Consider the following 21,166-nt stretch of genomic DNA (forward strand, 5'->3'; position numbering starts at 1 on the left):
CGGCGGGGCGGGCGGCGTGCTCGTCGTCGGCGAGGCCGCCCTCGGCCCCGCGACCGGGCCCGCCGTCGAGGCCGCGCTGCGGGAGGGCCGGCCGGTGCTCGTGCTCGCCCAGGGCGTGGCCGGCGCCGCGCACCTGCCGGTCCCGGCCACGGCCGTCGACCTCGCCACCGAGTGGGGCTCGCTGCCCAACGTCTTCGCCGCCGCCGAGCCGGTGCTGCGGGCCCTGCGCCCCGGCACCGTCGTCACCACCGAGCTGCTGAGCGTCACCGCCGAGGTCGTGTACACCACACTGGCCGGGCGCGACTGGCCGCAGCACACCGCGGTCGGGGTCTACAAGCCGCTGCCCGGCCGGGTCACCGGCACGGTCGTGGGAGCACTGGACGTACACCTGGGGCGTTTGTGGCTGTGTCAGCTGCCGCTCGTCGACGCCGTCCTCGAGGGCGACCCGACCGCCCTGGCGACGCTGGCCGACCTGCTTGAGGCGGCCGGGGGAGGGGCGGCATGAACCAGTTCGCGGACGGGCGGTTCCGCCTCGGCGTCGGCATCGAGGACACGTTCGTCGTGCACGAGGCCCCCGGGCGGCGCCGCCTCGAGGAGTACGAGCTGACCCAGCATTACACCCACTGGCACGCCGACCTCGGGCTGGCCCGCGAGGCCGGGGCGAGCACCATCCGCTACGGCTTCCCGTGGTACCGCGTCAACCCGGCGCCCGGCGTCTACACCTGGGACTGGACCGACCGGGTCGTCGACCGGCTGTGCGAGCTCGGCCTCGAGGTCATTGTCGACCTGGTGCACTACGGCACGCCCCGCTGGCTCGACAACCACTTCCTCAACCGCAACTACCCGGACGCGGTCGCCGAGTACGCGGCCCGGCTCGCCGAGCGCTACGGCGACCGGCTCACCGCCTGGACCCCGCTCAACGAGCCACAGTGGACGGCGCGGCTGTGCGGGGAGTCCGGGACCTGGCCGCCGTACCTCACCGGCCACGACGGCTACCTGCAGCTCATGCGCAACATCGCCCGCGGGATCGTCGCCACCCAGCGCGCGATCGCCGACACCACCGCCGGCCGGGCCACGTTCGTGCACGTCGAGGCGTCGTTTCGCTACCCGCCCGAGCCCGGCGAGAGCGACGAGGCCGCCCTGCTGCGCGAGCGGCGGCACCTGTGCACCGACCTCGTCACCGGCCGGGTCGGCGCCGGCCACCCACTGCTGGAGTACCTGACCCGCCACGGCTGGACCGACGCCGACCTCGTCGAGTTCACCGAGCGCACCGCCCAGCCCGACGTCATGGGCATCAACTACTACCCGATGTGGTCCACCATCGTCGGCGGCCGGGAGCGCGACGACGGCGTCGCCGGGCTCGAGGAGCTCGTCCGCGAGACCGCCGCCCGCTACGGCGTGCCCGTCATGCTCACCGAGACCAGCTACGAGGGCACGTGGGAGCAGCGGGCCGCCTGGCTGCGCGACTCAGTGACCCTGCTGCGCCGGCTCCGTAGCGAGGTCGACATCGCCGGGTACATCTGGTGGCCCTTCTTCGACCAGGTCCGCTGGCAGTACCGCGAGGCGCTCGACCCCGTCGAGGACCACCTGCACCGCCTCGGCCTCGTCACCCTCGACCCCGACGACGTCGGCGGCCTCGCCCGCCACCCCAACGAGCTGTTCGCCCTCTTCCAGCAGCTCGCCGCCTCGCCCGACACCCCGTAAGGAAGGCCCCCACCATGCGACCCAAACCTCTGCTCCAAGCGTTAGGCGCCGCCGTGGCCTGCGCCCTGCTGCTCACCGGCTGCGGCGACGCCGGGTCCGACACCGGCGGCACCATGCCGTCCGGCTGCGAGGACTACCAGAGCTACGGCATGCACAAGGGCAAGACCGTCTCCTTCTACACCGCGATCGTCGCCCCGGAGGACGAGCCGCACATCAACTCCTACAAGAACTTCGAGCGCTGCACCGGCATCACCGTCGAGTTCCAGGGCGAGAGGGAGTTCGACACCCAGGTCCAGGTGCGCATCAAGGGCGGCAACCCGCCCGACCTCGCCGTCTTCGCGCAGCCCGGCCTGGTCAAGCAGCTCGTCGAGACCGGCAAGGCGGTCGAGGCGCCGGTCACCGTCACGGCCAACCTCAAGAAGTTCTGGAGCGAGTCCTGGCAGGGCTACGTGACCGTCAACGGCAAGGTCTACGGCGCCCCGCTCGGCGCCAACGTCAAATCCTTCGTCTGGTACTCCCCGAAGGAGTTCAAGGCCAAGGGGTACACGGTGCCCAAGACCCTCGACGAGCTCAAGGCGCTGTCGGACAAGATCGCGGCGACCGGGGCGAAGCCGTGGTGCGCCGGCATCGGCTCCGGCGACGCGACCGGCTGGCCGGTCACCGACTGGATGGAGGAGATGATGCTGCGCCTGTCGGGCCCGCAGGCGTACGACGACTGGGTCAACCACAAGACCCCGTTCAACAGCCCCGAGGCGACGGCCGCGCTGGACGCCGCCGGGGAGTACCTCAAGAACCCGGCCTACGTCAACGGCGGCCTCGGCGACGTCAAGAGCGTCGCGTCGACCCAGTTCCAGGACGCCGGCCTGCCGATCCTCAAGGGCCAGTGCACGCTGCACCGCCAGGGCTCCTTCTACGCGCAGAACTGGCCGAAGGGCACCGACGTCTCGCCGGACGGCGACATCTACGCCTTCTACTTCCCCAGCAAGGACGACACCTCCAAGCCCGTCCTCGGCGGCGGTGAGTTCGTGGTCGCGTTCGCCGACCGGCCCGAGGTCAAGGCGTTCCAGACGTTCCTGGCCTCCGACACCTGGGCCAACGAGAAGGTCAAGGCCACCCCGGGCGGCGGCTGGATCTCGGCCAACACCGGCATGGACGCCAGCAAGCTGACCAACCCGATCGACAAGCTCTCCGCCCAGATCCTGCAGGACCCCAAGGCCGTCTTCCGCTACGACGGCTCCGACCAGATGCCGGCCGCCGTCGGCACCAACGCCTTCTGGAAGCAGGGCACCAACTGGGTCACCGGCCAGTCGACCCAGGCGACCCTCGACGCCATCGAGAAGGCCTGGCCCAGGTGAGCGCGTGGCGGGGCGGCCCACCGGCCGCCCCGCCCGGCGGAAGGAAGGTTCACAAGGCTCATGGACACAGCGGCCAAGTTCGGCCAGCTCGCCCTCGGGCTCGGCGCGTTCGCCGTAGTCGTCGCCGCGATCCTGCTCGTCGCCGGCCGCCTCGACGGCCCGCGCGGCGACCGGCGGGTGGCCTGGCTGTTCCTCGCCCCGGCGGTCGTCGGGCTCGCCGTCGCCGTCGTCTACCCGGCGGTGCGCACGATCATCGCCTCGTTCTCCGATGCCCACGGCGAGCGGTTCATCGGCCTCGCCAACTACGCCACCGTCTTCGGATCCCCGGACCAGCTGCTGGTGCTGCGCAACACCGCCGTGTGGGTGCTGCTCTCACCGGTCGCCGCGACCGCGGTCGGGCTCGTCTACGCGGTACTCGTCGACCGCAGCCGCTTCGAGGCCGCGGCCAAGGCGCTGATCTTCCTGCCGATGGCCATCTCGTTCGTGGGGGCCTCCATCATCTGGAAGTTCGTGTACGAGTACCGCCCGGATCTGCCCGGCGTCGATCAGATCGGGCTGCTCAACCGGCTGCTCGTCGCGGCCGGCGGCAGCCCGCGGCAGTGGCTCATCACCCCGCCGCTCAACACCCTGCTGCTCGTCGTCGTCATGATCTGGATCCAGGCCGGCTTCGCGATGACCGTGCTCTCGGCCGCCATCAAGGAGATCCCGGCCGAGATCGTCGAGTCGGCCCAGCTCGACGGCGTCAGCGGCTTCGGCATGTTTCGCCGCATCACGCTGCCGAGCATCCGCCCCGCGCTCGTCGTCGTGCTCACCACCATCGCCATCTGGACGCTGAAGGTCTTCGACATCGTGCGCACCATGACCGGCGGCCAGTTCGACTCCAGCGTCGTGGCCAACGAGTTCTACACCCAGTCGTTCCGCTCTGACAACCAGGGCCTCGGCTCCACCCTCGCCGTGCTGCTCTTCGTGCTCGTGCTGCCCGTCATCTGGTACAACATCCGCCAGCTGCGCCGCTGGGAGGCCTGATGCGCGCCCGTCTCGCCCGCCGCCGGCTCACCTCGCCGGCCGCCTCCCTCGCCGCGGTCATCCTCGCCGTGCTGTGGAGCGTGCCGACCCTCGGCCTGCTCGTCACCTCCTTCCGCCCGCAGGCCGACATCCAGTCGACCGGCTGGTGGAGCGTCAGCCACCTGACCCTCGACAACTACCGTCAGGTCCTCGAAAGCCAGACCAGCGGCCGCTCCCTGCCCCAGGCGTTCGTCAACTCGATCGTCATCACCGTGCCGTCGGTGCTCGCCCCGCTGGCCATCGCCCTGCTCGCCGCCTACGCCATCGCCTGGATCAACTTCCGCGGCCGCAACCTGCTCTTCGTCGTCATCTTCGCCCTGCAGATCGTGCCGATCCAGGTCACCCTCATCCCGCTGCTCAACCTCTACGTCGACCTCGGCCTGGCCGGCGGCTTCTGGCCGGTGTGGATCTCGCACACCGTCTACTCCCTGCCGCTGGCCGTGTTCCTCCTGCACAACTTCATGCGCGGCCTGCCGAAGGAACTCGTCGAGGCGGCCCGGGTCGACGGCGCCGGCCACGTGCAGATCTTCCTGCGCGTGCTGGCCCCGCTGCTCGTCCCGGCGGTCGCCGCGTTCGCCATCTTCCAGTTCCTGTGGGTGTGGAACGACCTGCTCGTCGCGCTGACCTTCGCCAACACCCCCGGCACCAACCCGATGACCGTCGCCCTGGCCAACCTGGCCGGCAGCCGGGGCAGCGCCTGGTACCTGCTCTCCGCCGCCGCGTTCGTCTCGATGGTGGTGCCGCTCGCCGTCTTCCTGTCCATGCAGCGCTTCTTCGTCCGCGGCCTGCTCGCCGGCAGCGTGAAGGGATGACACCCCGATGATCGACACGACCGACCTGCCACTGCAGCGGCGGCGCTGGATCGCCGACACGGTCCGCAGCCGCGGCGCGGTCACCAGCCGGGAGGTGTGCCAGCGCTTCCACGTCTCGATGTCCACCGCGATCCGCGACCTGGACGCCGTCTCCCTGCACCTGGGCCACCGCGTCCGCGGCGGCCTCGTCCGCGACGCGCTGCGCTGACGGCTGTTGTCATGGAGCCCGTTGGCAGGTACCGGTGCCGTCGGCCCGGCCGACGTCGCCTGCTCAGTGATCTGCCCCGGCAGCTCATGCTGAACTGATCTCTCAGCCCGCCAGTTCCGCGCGCAGTGTCGCGAGGGCGGCGTCGATGATGTCGCAGAGCCGGCGATCGTCGTCGGTGTCGAGCCATTCGGTGACGGACGCGTACATCAGGGTCACCGCCGTCTCGGCGAGCAGGCCGGCCCGGAGGGGGTCGAGGCCGCGGGCGCGGAAACCGTCCCGCGCCACCTGGGCCAGGGTCGCGCGCTTGTGCTGGTCGCGTTCGCGTAGTCCCGGGTCGGATGCCACGATCGCGCGTCGCTGCCGCAGGGCGTCCTTGCGGCCTTCGAAGTGCGTCTCGGCGACCATGCGCAGGCCCGCGACGATCATCGTCAGCGGCTCGCCGGTGGGCGCCTCGGTCATGAGCTTCGCGGCGAAGGCGGGGATCTCGGCCTCTTCCGCGAAGAGCACCTCGCGCTTGTCGGCGAAGTGCCGGAAGAACGTGCGCGTCGTCAGGCCGGCCCGCGCGGTGATCGCCGGCACCGTGGTCGCGGCGAAGCCCTGTTCGGCGAAGAGCTCGAGCGCCGCCTGCTGCAAGCGCTCGCGCGCGTCCGGTCGCCATCGGGCCATGACGCCAGTGTAGCCGCGATGACATCCCGTGTCGTTGGAGGTATGGTGATGACACGGCGTGTCGTCACTGGGGCGGGCGCCGCACCAGGGCGGAGCTGTGCCATGACTGACGTGTGGATTCTTGGCGGCACCGGACGCAGCGGGCGTGCGATCGCGGCCGAACTGCGACGCCGGGGTATCGCGCCGACGCTGGTCGGCCGCGACGCCGAACGGCTGAAGGCGGCGGCCGGCGGCCTGCCGACGATGGTGGCCGGATCGGTCCGCGAGATCGCGGCCGCGATCCGCAGTGAGCGGCCGGCCGTGGTCGTCAACACCGTCGGACCGTTCATCGAGACGGCCGCGCCGCTGCTGGGCGCGTGCCTTCCGGCCAGCCACTACCTCGACCTCGCCAACGATCTGGCGGCGGTGTCGGCGATCCTCGGCCGGGACGGGGAGCTGACGGCTGCCGGGCGCACGGCCGTCACCGGCGCCGGGTTCGGCGTGACCGCCACCGAGAGCGTCGTGGTGAAGCTGTGCGAGGGCCGGCCGGCACCGCGACGGGTCCGGGTCGACATGGTGCCCTCGTTGGCCGCCGAGGACGGCGTCGTCGGCGACGCCCTGGCCGGCAGCATCGTGGAGGGCATCCCCGGGGTCGAGGGCGGCGGGCGGTTCCAAGGCCGCCGGTACCGCAACGGACGGCTCGCACCAGCCCGTCTCGCCGGTGACCCGATGAAACTGCTCCTGCCCGACGGTTCCACGGTGACCACCGCGAGCATGCCGCTGGGCGAGCTGATGGCCGCCCAGCGGGCCAGCGGCGCCGTGGACGTGCTCGCCGCGTCGAGCGAGGCCCCGTCCTCCCCGGTCGTCCGCGCAATGCTGCCCGTGGCGACCGCCCTGCTCGCGATCGGCCCGGTGCGCTCCTTCGCCCGGCGACGGCTGGCCGCGGTACCGACGAAGGCCCGGCCCAAGCCCCGTGAGCACTCCTGGGGCCACGCCGTCGTGGAGTGGCCGGACGGCAGCATCCGCGAGGGCTGGCTGCGGGTCGGCGAGGCCCAGTCCTGGACGGCGACGGTGCCGGCCGAGGTGGTCCGGCGGCTGCTGGACGGGCAAGGGAAGCCCGGCGCGTACACGCCGGCGGCGCTGTTCGGGCCGACGCTCGCCGAGGCATGCGGCGGCGAGTACCAGATCCGGTGAATCGCCGCGCCCGCGACGACGATCGGCCGGAGCGGACCGAGCGCAACGGGTTCGGGCCGGATGACCCGGCGCTGTTCATCCTCGGGTCACGTGGCCGGCCGGTCGCGGGAAGGCGCCATTACCGGTAGCCGAGACGGACCAGGTCTGGCTCGTCTGGCGCACGCCAGCCGGGGTCTACGAACATCGCGGAGCAGCGTGACGGCCGACTGTGGGCAGATCATCCTGCCGCGCACCCGAACTGCCGGCACGGCCCAGGGTCTGATGCGGCCTGTCTGGCGCCATGGTCCTCGAGGATTCGGGACTTCGGTCCCGGCGGTTCGGGGAGGTTCGGCACGGGCGCCAGGTGCGGGCCCGGGATGACGATGTGTGTGTCAAGAGGGAACGGTACAGGGAGGCCGAGATGAGCACCGCTCACATCCACCGGGTCAACCACCTCGAGCGGGTCGAGGCCCCGGGCAGCATGCTGACGAAGACGGCTGCGAAGGCGCTTGCGGTGTTGCGGTACGCCACCGGGTTCGTCTTCCTCTGGGCGTTCCTGGACAAGACCTTCGGGCTGGGCTACTCGACCCCGTCGGCGAAGGCCTGGATCAACGGTGGCAACCCGACCAAGGGTTTCCTCGCCTCGGTCGACGCCGGGCCGCTGCAGGGCTTCTTCCACGCCATTGCCGGGACCTGGTACGCGAACTGGCTGTTCATGTTCGGCATGCTCGGTATCGGTCTGGCTCTCGTCGCCGGGATCGGTCTGCGCGTTGCCGCCGCGTCGGGGACGCTGATCATGGCCGGGATGTGGCTGGCTGAGTGGCCGCTGGCTCAGCACACTGCCAAGGGTGCCCCGAGCGGTTCGACCAACCCGCTGACCGACTACCACTTCATCTACGCGGCCGTGCTGATCGTCCTGGCCGCCGCCTACGCGGGGCACACCTGGGGTCTCGGCCGCCGCTGGGCCAAGCTCCCGATCGTGCAGCGCAACCGCTGGCTCATCTGACCGCTCCGCAACCCCACGAAGTCCGGGAAGGCGCCTCACCGCCCTCCCGGACTTCATCCGTGCGGGGTACCGGCCGGGGCGCGGCGGCCCAGCCGGGCGTGCCCGGCGCCGGCTGCAGATCGGTTGGACGGTCGTGGAGCTGATGGGCGAAGTAGCGGCAGGCGCAGGTCGATGTCGGGCACGCTCGTCATGCCTCGATGGTGTGGCGCCCTGCGGAAAAGGTTTTGGCGGCGACGACTCCGGCGGGCTCGAGTGGGCCGCGTGGGCGACGATGCGGGCAGGGCCGTTGACGGCGGCGCCTCCCAGCTGTAGCAGGGAGATGCGGCGGTCAGGTGGCCGCCGCATCCCGCGTTTCACTGTTCGGTGCTCACGGCGTCAACTTGCGCTGCAGGAGACCGATGGCCAGGTCCATTGACCGTTGGCCATGATGGTGACGCCGAAGTTGTTGCCGTTGCCGTTGGGTTTGCCGACCATCACGTACTGGCTCGGCCAGGTTGCGTTCACGTTCCAGGTCGAGCTGATCGTCGCCGGTGCGGGGACGTTCATGGTCACGGTCCAGTTGTTGGAGCCGGAGACCGCGACGTTGAGGTTGTAGCGGTCGCCCCACTTCTGGCCTGCGGACAAGGTGGCGGTGCAACCTCCGCCGCCGCCTCCACCACCGCCCCCTCCGCCGCCGCCTCCGCCGCCCCCTCCACCACCGCCGGAGCCTTCGCTCACGGTGATGTTCGAGCTGACGTTGCTCTGGTAGCCCTCGGTGGCCAGGATCTGGTAGTCGTGGGAACCGAGGTTCAGGCCGAGTGAGGCCCAGGCGTTGAAGTGGTTGGCGGTGGTGATGGTGCCGCCGGTGCGGTGCTGCTGGCGGACGCTCCAGTACTGGTAGAACGTGGCGGTGCCGATGATCGAGGGCTGGTTGACGCGCTGGGTGCGGTAGATGTCGTAGGTGCTGCCGTCGGTCGTCACCGAGCCGAGGCGCTGGGCGCCGGTGCTCGGGTTGTAGTTGCCGAAGTTCTCGACGATGTAGTACTCGATGAGCGGGTTGGTGGTCCAGCCGTAGAGGGCGAGGTAGCAGTTGCCGCCGCAGTTGAACGAGCCGGAGTAGTTGACGGTGTGGCTGGAGCCGGGTTTCCAGCCCTTGCCGACGACGGAGTTGTTGATGCTGTTCATCTGGACGCTGTACGAGCCGCCGGCGCCCAGGTTCATCGTGACGTTGCCGCTGTCCTTCCAGTACGAGAAGAAGTAGCCGTTGTGGCTGCCGGTCTGGTTCGACGTGATGGTCCGGTCGGCCTCGGCGTGGGCGGTGCCGGCGGTGAGCACGGAGGCGGCCGCGAGGGTGACGGCGCCGGCCAGGCTGATGAGCAGCCGCAGGCGCCCGCGTCGGCGGTCGCTGGGTTGGGCGGGTGTGTCGTGCATGGGGTGCGTCCTCCTCGATAGGGCGGGTGAGGTCGCTCGACGAGTAGCGGGCACCGAGTGGTCGTCCATGCGGTCGGCGGCAGGGCGGCCCGGCCATGGTCGCGGCCGCGCATGTCTGGACGGATCGATGCGTATCGAACGATGCGCTAGCGAGATTATGGGCACGCGACCGTGTGTGTGGCAACAATTTCCGGAATACTTCCGGAGACTTCCGCGACGTGATCGAAGCGCTTGGCTCGCATTCGTGCAGGCCAGGCTGCATAGATCGATGCCACATGGGGTGCCGTCCAGCGGGGTAGAGCGCTCGACAAACGCACCGGAAGTCGAAAGTTTCGAAACAGTTCCGGCCCGAACCTGACCGGACGCGTTGCGGCCTGCCGGGCGGTCCGTGGGCGGTCGGGGCTGCGGCGGACGCACTGCGTATGCCCTGCGGCGGATGGCACAGGCGGCCCGATCGACGTCCTCCCAGTTTTCGATCACGGACGCAGGGCTGCGGCGTGCAGTGCGCCCGGGCTGCGGAGGTGGATGTTTCACGCGAATTCCCCGGTCGGAGGCTTGCGCAGGTCGCTGGAGTGGCCCATGCGCGGGCTGGCGGCGATGATGGGCGCCATTCCCCACATCGCTCGATGAGAGTCGATGTCGCGTTCTGAAGGAGTCTCCGTGTCCACACGTCGCCTCCGCCGGCGCCGAGCCGTGGCCGCCGCGGCAGCGTCGGCATGCGTCGCCTTCGCCGCGGGCTGGTTCGTAACCGGCTCAGCCTCGGCCGGCACCTTGTCCGGCACCCTCTACCGCGACCCTGACTCGCAGGTCGTCCGCTGGGTCTCGGCGAATCCGAACGACTCGCGCATGCCCGTCATCCGCGACAAGATCGCCAGCCAGTCGCAGGCGCGCTGGATGTCGAACTTCAACCTGTCCACCGTGCAGTCCGAGGTGTCCTCGTTCGTGAGCGCGGCCAACGCCGTGAACCAGGTACCGGTCCTGACGAGCTACGCGATCCCGAACCGCGACTGCGGCGGGGCGAGCGCCGGCGGCGCTCCCGACCTCAACCAGTACCAGCAGTGGATCTCCGGCTACGCCAAAGGCCTCGGTAGCCGTACCGTGATCGTGATCATGGAAACCGACGCACTGGCCCTGCAGACGTGCCTGAGCAGCACCGAGGTCCAGCAGCGCGACCAGGCGATCAGCACCGCAGTGCAGACGCTGAAGGCGGCCAACCCGAACGCCAAGGTGTACCTCGACGGCGGCCACTCCGCCTGGAACTCCGCGTCGGACCAGGGATCGCGGCTCGTGGCCGCCGGCGTGCAGTACGCCGACGGGTTCTTCACGAACGTCTCGAACTTCCAGCCGTTGGGCAACGAACTCAACTACGGCCGGTCGATCATCTCGTACCTGCAGGGCCGCGGCATCAGCGGCAAGCGCCAGGTCGTCGACACCAGCCGCAACGGTGGCGCGGCCGGCGACTGGTGCGCCGACGACAACACCGACCGCCGGATCGGCAACTATCCGACCCTGAACACGGGCGACGCCAACGTCGACGGGTACCTGTGGATCAAACCGCCGGGCGAGGCCGACGGCTGCAACTATGCGGCCGGCAGCTTCCAGGCCGGCCTGGCCTACAGCCTGGCCGCCAGCGCGCCGTACCCGCCGACCGGGTCCCCGACCGCCTCGCCGTCGGCCAGCCGCTCCAGTAGTTCCCCATCGGCCTCGCCGTCGGCCTCGCCGTCGGCCTCGCCGTCGGCCTCGCAGTCGGCCTCGCCGTCGGCGTCCCGCTCGCCGAGCGCGTCACCGTCGCCGAGCCGCTCGTCCGGCGGTGGCGGCGGTGCGTGCAGCGCGACGTACCAGACCACCAGCACCTGGCAGGGCGGATTCCAGGGCAACGTCACCGTCACCGCGGGGGCGTCGCCGATCAGCAACTGGACGGTGACCTGGACGCTCGCGAGCGGTCAGTCGATCACCCAACTCTGGAACGGCGCGCTCACCACCAGCGGCTCCAGTGTCACGGTGCGCAACTTGTCGTACAACGGCTCGCTCGGCGCGGGCGGCTCGACGCAGTTCGGCTTCACCGCTGCCGGCAACGCCACCACACCTACGCTGAGCTGCACCACCTCCTGACGCATTGCCCGGGGCGTGGACCGGAGACGGTCCGCGCCCCGGACAGTGATCCTGTACGTCCCGTCTCCCTGGTCGAGCAGGGTCCAACTGTGGTCGGCGGTGCCGTTGTCGGCCCACTGCAGGACGGACGCGTTGTCGGCCGTTCCCGCGCTGCTGTCAGTTCGGCTTGCGTTGCAACGGCAGAGCCTCGGCGAGGATGCCGCGCCCGGCCATGGCCGCGCTGCGGAAGGACCTGATAACCGTCCGGAGTGTTCGACGCGGGTTGCCGGTGTGGCCTGCGTGGCGGCGAGCCGATGGCGTCGCCGGCGGTTCGTTGTTGCTACAGGCCGAATGCCCCGCCCTTGATCAGGATCAGCAGGCCGATACCGATCAGGACGATGGGCAGCAGGATGTGTCCCCAGCGGCTGAGCGTCCTGGCGATGACGGGACGGGTGGCGAAGTAGCGGCCGGTCGCGATCCACGCGGCGAGTAGGAGCAGGAAGACGACGGCGTAGATGGTCATGCCGCCGATGCCCGCAGTGGCGAGGACCGGTACGTAGACGCCGATGTTGTCGCCGCCGTTGGCGAAGGTGACCGCGGCGACCTCGAGGATTTTCGGGCCGCCCGCTTTCGCCGCCCGTTGCTCCTCGGGATCGTTGCGGTGCCGCCACGCCTGGACGGCGGCCTTGATGCCGAGCGCGAGCGGTAGCAGGCCGAGGTAGGGGATAACGCCGGGCAGGAACGTGGCGCCGAACGCGGCCGCGCCGGCCATGGCCAGGATGGCCGTGAAGCCGAGGTACTGGCCCATGGAGATGGTGCGCGTGGACCCCTTGCGCCCGGCGCCCTGGGCGAAGAACAAGGCCAGGACAAGGAGGTCGTCGATGTTGGTGACGGCGAAGAGGCCCGCCGCCTGGGCGATGATGCCGAGGTTCACGCGCGGGCCGCCTGCCCGGCCGGGTGCTGGAAGTCGGGACGACCGCAGGCACCGCCGCCGAAACAGGCAGACGGGTACTCACGAGATGACTGCATGATCAACCTTCAGGTGCTTCGAGTGGTCACGGGCGCAGCGTGTGCAGCTCAGCCGGGCCGATGCGCCGGCGACTCCACGGGGCGCCGGATCAGCAGCGAAGGACCTGCAGGGCGGTGTGCGCGGACCGGAGGGCGGCCAGAGCGATCGGGTTCACCAGCTGCCAACCGGGCGGCTGGTCCGCGCCGAGGTTGGGGCTGACAGCGCCCGACGCCAGGGGGATGTCCCGATCCGCGGCTGCGGGAAGGCTCCGGCAGGTGGCTCGTGGCGGCGTCGTCAACTGATCGGAGCACAGCACAAGCTGCCCAGAGCCATCGTGCGTGGGATCGATGACTGACGTGGCCCCGGGCCCGGGGTTCCCAGCATGAACAACGGCGGTCGCGTCGATCTGGTCGGGCATCACGAGATACACGATGAGCGCGGCGGCCATCACGACAATGAGGCCCCACCCCTGCCGTGCCACGCATCCTCCGAACCCTGCCGTCCCGTAGCACGTCGCTATGGCGACGACACAGCATCGCACACCCTGCGCTCTGCGGTGCCCTCCCGTTCGCCGCGGCCACCGTGCCACCACGAGGGGGTCGTTGCGCTGACTGGTGCGCTCCTCGCTGCGCTCCGCCGAGTTCACGGCTGAGCTCGCCGGTGGCGTTGCGTGCGGCTCGTACGCCGGGCGTCGGTGCTGCCCCGCCATCCGGCCAAGGCGCCTCGCGCGCCGGCGGTGCGGCGTCACGAAAATGTCATGGTCGGGCGTCGCCTCGGCGTATTCGCCGCTGCCGGGGTCAGCATGATCCTTCGGGCTGGAACATCTCGCGGACGGCTCTTTAGGCTGGTCGCCGACGGTGTACCGGGGCGTCGCAGCGCGCGTGACTGCGGCAACTGCGCCGGACCCAGCTGAGGAGGACATGTGAGCACCCGCCAGGCGGCTGATCTGCCACAACAGCCGGTCGTGACGGCCGAGGAGCAGATCGGCGTGAATGGTGCCATCGCGGCCGCCCTGACCCGGTGGATCGGCTCCATGCCCGCCCTCTACGCCGCGCTGGTCATCGTCGGCGGGTGGATGGCCCTGGCGACCTGGGGACCGCTGCACCGGGCCGATCCGTACCCGTTCGCGTTCCTGTTGTTCCTGAACAATGTGATGCAGCTCGTCCTGTGTTCAGTGATCCTGGTCGGCCAGCGGGTTCTCGGCATGGCAGCTGACCGCAGGGCGGTACAGACCTACGAGAACGCCGAGGCGATCTTCGCCCGGGTCGCGGACCTGCAGGCCCACCTCGACCAGCACGACCGGGCACTCAGTCGCGGGGTGAGCCTCCTGCACTCCAGCCCACACCCCTGGATCGAACGGCACCGGGTGCAACCACCGCCGCAGGCCATCGACCAGGCCGTGGGCGCCAACGGCCGGATCGCGGCCTGGCTCACGCAGCGGCTGGGCAGCATGTGGGCCTTCTACGCGGCCGCCGGAACCCAGGTGCTGTGGATCGGTCTGGCCGTGGTGGGCGTGCAACGGGTCGATCCGTACCCATTCGCCTTCATGTCGTTCCTGTCCACGTTGGCTCAGCTCATCTTCATGATTGTGATCATGGTCGGCCAGGACGTGCTGGACCGCGCCGCCGACCGCCGCTCCGAACAGACCTTCCTGGACGCCGAGGCCATCCTGCACGAATGCCAGCGGATGAAGGCGCGGCTGACCGCGCAGGACCGCATCATCGACAGCCTCGCCGGCTACACCGCCGCCCAGGTCACCGAGCATCTGGCAAAGGCAATCCACCGCATCCATCTCCAGGCCACTGCCGACATCCGCCAACCCGCGAGCGGCAGCCCCGCAGCGCAGCCGTGGGAGCAGTTGCCGGAGGAAGTGCAGGAGACGACCCGCGCCCGGGCCCGGCGGATCGGGGAGCGGCTGGCCGCGGTCGGCTGCCTGATGGTCCCGACGTTTGATCCAACCCGCACCTTCGCCTTCAGCGACCACGAGGTACAACTGCTGGCCCGGCTGGAATACGAACACGAGATGACCCTGGCGCCGGTGCGCGGAGCGGACGACACGAAACTCGGCATGGCGGAGCCAGCGCCTGACCCGGCACCCACGCTGGTGCCGTGGGAGCAACTGTCCGACGCGGCGCGGGCCAAGCACATGGAGGCGGTACGACGCATCCCCGCCATGCTGGCCGCCGTGGGGTTCCAGGTACTGCGCGACGGCAAGGGCGACATCCCCGGGGAGGCGGACTTCACCGGCGACGAGTGGGCGATCCTGCAGCAGTCGATGATGGCGTCCGGCGTGCTCGTGTCGCTCGCCGAGGGCGTCATGGACCCTGAGGAGATCTTCGCCCTGATCAAGGTCCTGCGGGAGGCCAGCATCTCGCATCCCAACCGGTTCATCCGCGAACTGGCGGCCGCGTCCACCTTCACCACCGGGCTACCGCCCGGCGCCGTGTACGCCGACTACGAGGGCCCCGCGCTCGAGGTGATCCGCTCGGCGACCGTCATCATCGCCGGCAAGGCGCCGGCAGCGTTGGCCGACTTCCGCGCATTGCTCATCGAAATCGCCTCGGTCGTCGCCGACGCGAACAACGAGGGTGGATTCTTCGGCCTCGGCGCCCGACCCCGCACACCTCGAGAGGCCACGGCCATCGAAGCCGTCAGGCACGCGACCGGCCTCCCTGACAACAGCGCCGGGGTACCGGCCGACGCCCGCACCGACCAGCCCGTGCCGAGCGGTCATTAGCCGGGCCCTGCCGGCCGGCTGGTGCCGCGCGGGCCGGGGGCAGGAGTTGGTGTTGCGCCGCGTCGAACAATGCGATTGTCGACCGGGCCGGTCCAGATTCCGTTCGCCACCACGCGAGGCGGTCACCGCGAAACGCGGTGGCCGGTCTCGGCTTACAGCGCCCCGGTGACCGAGGCTCGGATCTCGTCGTCGGTGGCGCCGAGCAGCCGGGCTTCGCGGACGAAGTCGGCGGCTCGCTGGTGCAGGGCGGCCCGTTGCCAGGCGGGGTCTACGGGTTCGGCGCTCGCTGCGACTCGGGTGCCGGCACCGCGCCGGGATTCGACCAGGCCGGCTGCCTCCAGTTCGCGGTAGGCGCGGGCGACGGTGCCGACGGCCAGGCCGAGGTCCGCGGCGAGCTGGCGCACCGGCGGCAGGCGGTCTCCGGCGGCGAGGGCCCCGTGCCGGATGAGGTCGGCGAACTGGCGGCGGAGCTGCTCGTACGGCGGCGTCGGGTCGCCGGTCACGATGGTGAGGGTCGGCCGGCCGGTCATGCCGGGCGGGATCCGGCCCGGGCCGGGGCGGGGATCAGCAGGGCGGCGCCGCACCATGCCAGCAGCAGGGTCTGGGCCGCCGCAAGGGCAAGCAGTGCCTGGCCGCCGGCGTCGGGCAGGCACGAAGTACCGATGATTGCTCCGCCCGCGACCGCGCTGACCCCGGCCGCGGGCAGCGCCACCATGATCCCGACCGCGGCGATCACCGCGCGGGCGGACCGCCGCCGTGTCGTGTCGTCGTCGCCGACCCGGGGGCGGGCCGCGATCCGGTGCAGGACGGCCCCGGCGGCGACGAGGCCCGCCAGCACGACGATGGCGAGGGGGACGGAGTAGTACGACCCGGGCCACGGGCCACGCCCCTCCCTGACATCGGGACCGCAGGCGACCCACAGCATCCGGCCGGGGCGACCCATGTCGTCGGCGTTGCCCGCAGCCGTGGTCGCCACGAGCAGGACGGCCAGCACTGCCGCGGCCGTGGCCACGACCCGGGTGAGCCCCCGTGGCAGATAGTCCCGCGCGCGCCGCACCTCGACCGCCGCCGTGCGCACCGGGCCGCCGGCCGGGCGGACACTCAGCTCGCCGCCGAGGACCCCGGCAAGCACACAGGCGCTGAACGCCGGCGCCGCGAACAGCGCGCCGCGTCCGAGGCTGCCGCCGGTCTGCATGACGACGGCTCCGGCGACCAGTCCGGCCAGGACCCCGGCTCCCCGCCAACCGCGCATCAGCATCCTCCCGTTTGTGTCAACACATTGGTACAAGCAGGATCGACGCCGGGCGGATTTGTGTCAAGCCTCTGCAACAAGTGGGGTGGGCCGTCGCCGAGCAACGACGACCGGGCCGGTCGGGTTGCGCCGCGGAGGCGATACCCGCCGTGCGGGCTCGGCCGTTCGGGCACACCGCAGGCACCACCGGCGCCGGTCGATGGATTCGCGGGTTCGGCGTGCCGCGCGGCGGCTACGGTCTGCCGCATGCCATTCGCCCGATACATTCAGAACGCCCGGTTTCGTGGCTTGCGGTGGCCGGTCCTGATGGCCGTGCTGGGAGTGCTCGCGGGGCTGCCGGCGGCCGCGGCGGTGTCGCCGGCGGCGCTGCCCGCGCCGTCGTTCGACGGCCCGGTGTATGCGGTGGCCTACCGCGGCAGCGTGGTCTACGTGGGCGGGTCGTTCACCGCGGCGGTCGTGGCCGGGCACCGGCTGCCCCGGCAGCGCCTCGCTGCGTTCGACGCACGCACCGGCGCCCTGCTGGACTGGGCTCCGGCGGCGGACGGCACCGTCCGGGCGCTCGCCGTCGACGGGGCCACGGTCTACGCCGCCGGGGACTTCGCCACCGTCGCCGGGCAGCCGCGGGCGCGGCTCGCGGCCCTGGACGCCGAGCGAGGCGCGGCGAGCGGGTTCCAGCATCGCGTCACCGGAACGGTGTCGGCGCTCGCCGTCGGGCACGGCCGGCTCTACATCGGCGGCCGGTTCACCGCCGTCGACGGCGTCACCCGCGCGAACGCGGCCGCGTTCACCCTCGCCACCGGCGCGCCCGATACCGCCTGGGCGGCCGGCACCGACGACACCGTCACCGCCGTGGCGGTCACCGCGCGCCGGGTGTACCTGGGCGGCGGCTTCCACCACGTGAACGGCACCGGCGCGCTGCGCCTGGCCGCCGTCGACCCGGCCACCGGGACGCTCGATCGCGGCTTCCGGCCGCTGCCTCCCGCCGTCGTCCTCGGCGTCGCCGCGACCGACGACACCCCACCCGCCGGCGGAGCGAGCGCCCCCGGCGAGGCCGGCCGCGGCACGGTCATGGCGGCGATGGGCGGCCGGGGCGGCAGCGCCGCCGCCTACGACACCGCCGGCAACATGCGCTGGCAGCGGGTGTTCGACGGCGACGTCCAGGCCGTCACCGTCCTCGACGGCATCACCTACCTGGGCGGACACTTCGACAAGGCCTGCACGACCAGCCGCAACGGCGCGCACGGCATCTGCACCGACGGCTCCGCGACCCGGATCAAACTCGCCGCCGTCGACCCGGCCGGCCGGCTGCTGTCCTGGGCGCCGCAGGCCAACGGCATCGTCGGCGTGCGCGCCCTGGCCGCGAGCCCGGTCACCGGAACCATCACCGCCGGCGGCGAGTTCACCATCATCGGTGGCATCGTCCAGAAGCGCGTCGCCGTCTTCGGCTGACCCGGCCCGGCCGCCGCAGCCGCCCGCCGCGCCTGGCCATCGCCGGCCAGCCGCCCGGAGCGGGCGACGGACCCAACGGCCCGGCAGGACAGGGTGGTGCCGCTCGGCGCGGTGCGGCACCGCCGTGGGAGCGTGGGTGACCAGGTCGGGGCGTGCCTCGGCGGCCACCCAATGCCAGCCTGAGCCGGCACCACTGGCGACAGGTGCGAGCGCAGACGACAGGTGACCGGCGGCGCCCGGGCTCGTCTGCCAGACTGCCCAGATGCGCCACCACCACGTTCCGCACCATGCTGCCAGCGCCGGGCGCGGCACCGCCGTCGCCCGATCCGGGTTACGGCGCATCGCGCTGCGGAGCCTGGCCTCGATCACGGTGACCGCGACGGCGTTGGCCGGAGCCGCGCCGGCGGCGGCGTATGCGCCGTCACCGTCGGCAACGACGAGTTCTCCGGCGCCGACGGCGGGGACGCCGGTGTGCACGATCAGCGATCCGCAGGTGACCGAAGTGTCCGGAATGGTCGCCACGAACAGCGGCTACGTGGTGGTCAACGACTCCAACCCGGACCGGTCCAGGGTGAAGATCTTCTTCCTGGACAGCCGGTGCAAGCTGGTCCGGGCGGTGCCCTATCCGACCAACGCCCTGGACCCAGAGGATCTCGCGATGGCCAGCGACGGCACGTTGTGGGTGGCGGACATCGGTGACAACAGCCCGCTGTCCGGCGGCTCCGGGACCCGCCGGAGCACGATCGCCCTGTGGAGCCTCGCCCCCAACGCCAGCAGCCCGGTCATCCACCGCCTGACCTACCCGGACGGGCAGCCTCGCGACGCCGAAACGCTCCTGCTGGCCGGCGACGGCACCCCGATCATCGTCACCAAGGAGCCGGCCGGCGAGATCTACGTCCCGGACCGGCCGCTGCAGGCCAGCACTGCTGCCGGTGTCCCGCTGCGCCGGGTCGGGACGTTCCACCCGAAGGACACCGGCACCCCGAACCCGCTGAGCTTCCTCGGCGCGGCGCTGGTCACCGGCGGCGCGGTCAGCCCGGACGGCACCCGCGCCGTGATCCGCACCTACGCCGACGCGTACGAATTCACCGTCACCGGCGGCGACGTCGTCGCCGCGATCACCACCGGCACCCCGACGATCACCGCGCTGCCCAACGAGCCGCAAGGCGAGTCGATCACCTACACCCCGGACGGCCGCGCGTTCCTGACCTGCTCCGACCAGCCCAAGACCACCACCATCCTGCGCTACACCCCTGCCCCGCCGCTGCCGGCCAGCCCGGCCGCCAGCGCCGCGGCACCGCCGCCGCGGCGGTCGTGGCTGTCCGGGCTGACCCTGACTGACATCACCTGGCTCATCGCCGCGCTCGGCGGGTTCGGGGTCGCGCTCGTCGGCGTCGGCGTCCTGGGAGTCCGTCGCAATCGCCGCGCGGCCCGGACCGCCGCTTGATTCCGAAAACGCTGGGCAATGGGAACCAGGCCGGGTCACCGCCGGCAGACCTGCACGAGCCTGGCCGCCGTCATCGCCATTCTTCTGGCCGGCGCGCTTGGCCTGCTCGCCGCCTTGCCCGGACGCAGTCTCACGCATCATCGATGGCCGGGCTCCTGCGCCTGCCCCGAGCTGCAAGATCAGATCGAAAAAGACTCAACGATGGCTATGCAATAGTGGTGGCAATGGGGTGCTCATGACCGCTGTCCGCGAATCCCGCGCAAAGAGCCTACGCCGCGGTTCCCGCATCAAGAAAGCCGTTACCGGCGTGGTGATCGCAGCCGTTGTGCTCGGCGGCTGCGCATTCCTCATTGCTAAGGCGCCCAGCTACCTTGCCGCTACCAAGGCAGATGCCGCCGCCCGCGCACTACCGTCAACCAGGCCACGAAGTCCGTTGTCCCCGTCCGGCGTTTCGCCCGGCCCGTCATTGAGCAGTACGCCCCCCTCGGCCCAGCTGGGATCGTGTGCTTTGCCAAGGTACCCGACGCCTAGCTGCACCGGTGTTCCTCGAGGTACCGTCCTGACAACCATCAAAGGAGACTTCACCGCCTCCGCTGCCGGCGAGGTAGTCAATGCCAAACATATTACTGGTGACGTCTTCATCCGCGCCGACAACGTGGTGATCCAGAATTCTGAGATTGACGGCACGGTCTACAACGATCAGGGCTCTCGACACTGGTCGTTCACCGTCACCGACACGACGATCGGCCCGGCCAGCGGCTGTATCGGCCAGCCGGCCGTCAACGACTCGAACTACGTAGCCGTCCGTGTCCGTTCCCGGGGCCATGACGACGGTTTCCGTGTCGGCCCTCCCGGCAACGTCAAGATCTACGATTCCTATGTCGAGAACTGCTACAACCCTCCGTCGATCGACCCGCCGGACGGTAGCCATTCCGATGGGGTCCAAGCGGTGTGCGGGGGCGTTCCCTGCGTCGGCCTGACGGTGGTCCACAACACGTTTGACGGCCGCAAAGTGCCGACTACCAACATGCTCAACCTCACGGACCCCGCCCTGAGCAACGTGACGGCCACCGACAACCTGATGGGCGGTGGAGCGTACGTCGTCGACGCCTGGTGGCACTCGGGGCCGAACTGGATCATCCGGAACAACCGGTTTGTCGAAAACGCCTGGTCCTACGGTGCCGTGTCGGCCGAAAACACCTGCTCGCATCAGGACTGGTCGGGCAATACGCTGGTAACCATTGATGGGAATTACAACGTCACGTCGACGGTAGGCCCGCAACCCTGTATCGAATAGCCGATCATGCATTGCATCGGCATCTGCATCTCATGGGTCAGCGCAGCGTCGCCGAAGTGCGCCCGGCAGCAGTCGGCCGAGACCCTTGTCCTCCACTGTGACCCACCCCGGATTCGAAAACCGATCTCATGGCCGAACTGGACCTCGCGCGAGCGCCGCCCCCGCGGTACCTGCCTTGCTCGCTGGCTTGGTGGAGCTGGCCAAGTGACCGCACCGCGGTGGCCTCGACCACCGGCCGGCTCCACCATCCGGTCAGCCCCTCACACTGGGACGAGTCGCGCGTGACCAGCGGCAAATGAGGCCAGGCAACCGCTATGTTGCGAAGCGGGAGCCAGCCGTCAAACCGGCTACCGGATGTGCCGATGAGCGGTCGGTAGAGGTCAGGCTCCGGCAACAACTAAGTAGCACCTGTCTGGTGCGCACTGGGACTATTGCGCGCATGGCGAATTCAACCGATCGTCGCAACACCTTGATCGCGGAGGTGGGCGATGGGTAGGAACACGAAG

19 protein-coding genes are annotated in these 21,166 nt (G+C 70.7%); 13 read left to right on the plus strand and 6 right to left on the minus strand.

What is annotated here, in order from left to right; translation table 11 throughout:
• The 6 genes from ABD352_RS50470 to ABD352_RS50495 form a co-directional block, all read left to right on the plus strand.
• Positions 1 to 505, plus strand: a 505-nt coding sequence (locus ABD352_RS50470; protein WP_344619812.1) for a hypothetical protein, incomplete at its 5' end; no start/stop codon positions are given.
• Positions 502 to 1,704 (plus strand): family 1 glycosylhydrolase, encoded by a 1,203-nt coding sequence (locus ABD352_RS50475; protein ID WP_344619813.1) that lies wholly within the window; start codon positions 502 to 504, stop codon positions 1,702 to 1,704. The genes ABD352_RS50470 and ABD352_RS50475, both read left to right, overlap by 4 nt.
• Positions 1,705 to 1,718: 14 nt before the next feature.
• Positions 1,719 to 3,059: an ABC transporter substrate-binding protein gene (locus tag ABD352_RS50480; RefSeq protein ID WP_344619814.1), complete on the plus strand. Its 1,341-nt coding sequence runs from the start codon at positions 1,719 to 1,721 to the stop codon at positions 3,057 to 3,059.
• A gap of 60 nt (positions 3,060 to 3,119) precedes the next feature.
• The gene (locus ABD352_RS50485) at positions 3,120 to 4,085 is read left to right on the plus strand and encodes a carbohydrate ABC transporter permease (protein ID WP_344619815.1); all 966 of its coding nucleotides are present in this window, start codon (positions 3,120 to 3,122) and stop codon (positions 4,083 to 4,085) included.
• Positions 4,085 to 4,936 (plus strand): carbohydrate ABC transporter permease, encoded by an 852-nt coding sequence (locus ABD352_RS50490; RefSeq protein WP_344619816.1) that lies wholly within the window; start codon positions 4,085 to 4,087, stop codon positions 4,934 to 4,936. The genes ABD352_RS50485 and ABD352_RS50490 overlap by 1 nt, the downstream gene beginning before the upstream one ends.
• 7 nt (positions 4,937 to 4,943) lie before the next feature.
• Entirely contained in the window at positions 4,944 to 5,144 is a 201-nt protein-coding gene (locus tag ABD352_RS50495; RefSeq protein WP_344619817.1) for a DeoR family transcriptional regulator, read from the plus strand.
• 102 nt (positions 5,145 to 5,246) lie between these two features.
• Here ABD352_RS50495 and ABD352_RS50500 read toward each other — a convergent pair whose 3' ends face one another.
• Entirely contained in the window at positions 5,247 to 5,810 is a 564-nt protein-coding gene (locus ABD352_RS50500; RefSeq protein WP_344619818.1) for a TetR/AcrR family transcriptional regulator, read from the minus strand.
• 102 nt (positions 5,811 to 5,912) lie between these two features.
• On the opposite strand from ABD352_RS50500, the gene ABD352_RS50505 reads away from it, so the two are divergent.
• Both ABD352_RS50505 and ABD352_RS50510 read left to right on the plus strand, forming a co-directional pair.
• On the plus strand, positions 5,913 to 6,983 hold the full coding sequence (locus ABD352_RS50505; RefSeq protein ID WP_344619819.1) for a saccharopine dehydrogenase family protein: 1,071 nt from the start codon (positions 5,913 to 5,915) through the stop codon (positions 6,981 to 6,983).
• A gap of 400 nt (positions 6,984 to 7,383) precedes the next feature.
• Entirely contained in the window at positions 7,384 to 7,968 is a 585-nt protein-coding gene (locus ABD352_RS50510) for a hypothetical protein (protein ID WP_425553965.1), read from the plus strand.
• Between the two features lie 375 nt (positions 7,969 to 8,343).
• Here the strand turns inward: ABD352_RS50510 and ABD352_RS50515 are convergent, their stop codons facing one another.
• Entirely contained in the window at positions 8,344 to 9,378 is a 1,035-nt protein-coding gene (locus ABD352_RS50515) for a glycoside hydrolase family 11 protein (RefSeq protein ID WP_344619820.1), read from the minus strand.
• Positions 9,379 to 10,038: 660 nt separating this feature from the next.
• Between ABD352_RS50515 and ABD352_RS50520 the strand changes: the two genes are divergently transcribed.
• On the plus strand, positions 10,039 to 11,490 hold the full coding sequence (locus ABD352_RS50520; protein ID WP_344619821.1) for a glycoside hydrolase family 6 protein: 1,452 nt from the start codon (positions 10,039 to 10,041) through the stop codon (positions 11,488 to 11,490).
• A 319-nt stretch (positions 11,491 to 11,809) separates the two neighbouring features.
• On the opposite strand, the gene ABD352_RS50525 is transcribed toward ABD352_RS50520, so the two are convergent.
• Both ABD352_RS50525 and ABD352_RS50530 read right to left on the minus strand, forming a co-directional pair.
• Positions 11,810 to 12,403 (minus strand): cadmium resistance transporter, encoded by a 594-nt coding sequence (locus tag ABD352_RS50525; RefSeq protein ID WP_344619822.1) that lies wholly within the window; start codon positions 12,401 to 12,403, stop codon positions 11,810 to 11,812.
• 184 nt (positions 12,404 to 12,587) lie between these two features.
• Positions 12,588 to 12,959, minus strand: a complete 372-nt coding sequence (locus ABD352_RS50530; protein ID WP_344619823.1) for a hypothetical protein — start codon at positions 12,957 to 12,959, stop codon at positions 12,588 to 12,590.
• A gap of 441 nt (positions 12,960 to 13,400) precedes the next feature.
• Here ABD352_RS50530 and ABD352_RS50535 point away from each other — a divergent pair, with 441 nt between their 5' ends.
• Positions 13,401 to 15,215: a DUF1003 domain-containing protein gene (locus tag ABD352_RS50535; protein ID WP_344619824.1), complete on the plus strand. Its 1,815-nt coding sequence runs from the start codon at positions 13,401 to 13,403 to the stop codon at positions 15,213 to 15,215.
• Positions 15,216 to 15,367: 152 nt separating this feature from the next.
• Here the strand turns inward: ABD352_RS50535 and ABD352_RS50540 are convergent, their stop codons facing one another.
• On the minus strand, positions 15,368 to 15,745 hold the full coding sequence (locus ABD352_RS50540; RefSeq protein WP_344619825.1) for a GntR family transcriptional regulator: 378 nt from the start codon (positions 15,743 to 15,745) through the stop codon (positions 15,368 to 15,370).
• Positions 15,742 to 16,473: a hypothetical protein gene (locus ABD352_RS50545; RefSeq protein ID WP_344619826.1), complete on the minus strand. Its 732-nt coding sequence runs from the start codon at positions 16,471 to 16,473 to the stop codon at positions 15,742 to 15,744. The genes ABD352_RS50540 and ABD352_RS50545 overlap by 4 nt, the downstream gene beginning before the upstream one ends.
• Positions 16,474 to 16,773: 300 nt before the next feature.
• On the opposite strand from ABD352_RS50545, the gene ABD352_RS50550 reads away from it, so the two are divergent.
• The 3 genes from ABD352_RS50550 (at position 16,774) to ABD352_RS50560 (ending at position 20,660) form a co-directional block, all read left to right on the plus strand.
• Complete coding sequence (locus ABD352_RS50550) at positions 16,774 to 17,916, plus strand: PQQ-binding-like beta-propeller repeat protein (protein WP_344619827.1); 1,143 nt, start codon at positions 16,774 to 16,776, stop codon at positions 17,914 to 17,916.
• Positions 17,917 to 18,427: 511 nt separating this feature from the next.
• Positions 18,428 to 19,363: an SdiA-regulated/phytase-like domain-containing protein gene (locus ABD352_RS50555; RefSeq protein ID WP_344619830.1), complete on the plus strand. Its 936-nt coding sequence runs from the start codon at positions 18,428 to 18,430 to the stop codon at positions 19,361 to 19,363.
• A gap of 235 nt (positions 19,364 to 19,598) precedes the next feature.
• Entirely contained in the window at positions 19,599 to 20,660 is a 1,062-nt protein-coding gene (locus ABD352_RS50560) for a hypothetical protein (RefSeq protein ID WP_344619828.1), read from the plus strand.
• The last annotated feature ends 506 nt before the right edge of the window (positions 20,661 to 21,166 follow it).

The organism is Dactylosporangium salmoneum (assembly GCF_039532525.1).
In the GTDB taxonomy this organism is placed as follows: domain Bacteria; phylum Actinomycetota; class Actinomycetes; order Mycobacteriales; family Micromonosporaceae; genus Dactylosporangium; species Dactylosporangium salmoneum.